General features: G+C 53.9%; 1 rRNA gene. It reads left to right on the top strand.

The annotated features are described in order from the left end of the window. The first annotated feature begins 40 nt into the window (after nucleotides 1-40). Nucleotides 41-1,580 (top strand): 16S ribosomal RNA (locus ACDO57_RS23320). Nucleotides 1,581-1,618: the final 38 nt, after the last annotated feature.

Here is a 1,618-nt window from a genome sequence, read left to right as displayed (position 1 = left end):
CGTAATTCATTACGAAGTTTAATTCACGAGCATCAAACTTAAATTGAAGAGTTTGATCATGGCTCAGATTGAACGCTGGCGGCAGGCCTAACACATGCAAGTCGAGCGGTAGCACAGAGAGCTTGCTCTCGGGTGACGAGCGGCGGACGGGTGAGTAATGTCTGGGAAACTGCCTGATGGAGGGGGATAACTACTGGAAACGGTAGCTAATACCGCATAACGTCGCAAGACCAAAGAGGGGGACCTTCGGGCCTCTTGCCATCAGATGTGCCCAGATGGGATTAGCTAGTAGGTGGGGTAACGGCTCACCTAGGCGACGATCCCTAGCTGGTCTGAGAGGATGACCAGCCACACTGGAACTGAGACACGGTCCAGACTCCTACGGGAGGCAGCAGTGGGGAATATTGCACAATGGGCGCAAGCCTGATGCAGCCATGCCGCGTGTATGAAGAAGGCCTTCGGGTTGTAAAGTACTTTCAGCGGGGAGGAAGGTGTTGAGGTTAATAACCTCAGCAATTGACGTTACCCGCAGAAGAAGCACCGGCTAACTCCGTGCCAGCAGCCGCGGTAATACGGAGGGTGCAAGCGTTAATCGGAATTACTGGGCGTAAAGCGCACGCAGGCGGTCTGTCAAGTCGGATGTGAAATCCCCGGGCTCAACCTGGGAACTGCATTCGAAACTGGCAGGCTAGAGTCTTGTAGAGGGGGGTAGAATTCCAGGTGTAGCGGTGAAATGCGTAGAGATCTGGAGGAATACCGGTGGCGAAGGCGGCCCCCTGGACAAAGACTGACGCTCAGGTGCGAAAGCGTGGGGAGCAAACAGGATTAGATACCCTGGTAGTCCACGCCGTAAACGATGTCGACTTGGAGGTTGTGCCCTTGAGGCGTGGCTTCCGGAGCTAACGCGTTAAGTCGACCGCCTGGGGAGTACGGCCGCAAGGTTAAAACTCAAATGAATTGACGGGGGCCCGCACAAGCGGTGGAGCATGTGGTTTAATTCGATGCAACGCGAAGAACCTTACCTACTCTTGACATCCAGAGAACTTTCCAGAGATGGATTGGTGCCTTCGGGAACTCTGAGACAGGTGCTGCATGGCTGTCGTCAGCTCGTGTTGTGAAATGTTGGGTTAAGTCCCGCAACGAGCGCAACCCTTATCCTTTGTTGCCAGCGGTCCGGCCGGGAACTCAAAGGAGACTGCCAGTGATAAACTGGAGGAAGGTGGGGATGACGTCAAGTCATCATGGCCCTTACGAGTAGGGCTACACACGTGCTACAATGGCGCATACAAAGAGAAGCGACCTCGCGAGAGCAAGCGGACCTCATAAAGTGCGTCGTAGTCCGGATTGGAGTCTGCAACTCGACTCCATGAAGTCGGAATCGCTAGTAATCGTAGATCAGAATGCTACGGTGAATACGTTCCCGGGCCTTGTACACACCGCCCGTCACACCATGGGAGTGGGTTGCAAAAGAAGTAGGTAGCTTAACCTTCGGGAGGGCGCTTACCACTTTGTGATTCATGACTGGGGTGAAGTCGTAACAAGGTAACCGTAGGGGAACCTGCGGTTGGATCACCTCCTTACCTTAAAGAACCTGCCTTTGTAGTGCTCACACAGATTG

The sequence above is a fragment of the Enterobacter cloacae complex sp. 2015409 genome, from assembly GCF_041365315.1.
Taxonomy (GTDB): Bacteria; Pseudomonadota; Gammaproteobacteria; order Enterobacterales; family Enterobacteriaceae; genus Enterobacter; species Enterobacter pseudoroggenkampii.
This window is presented reverse-complemented; position numbering and strand designations above follow the sequence as displayed.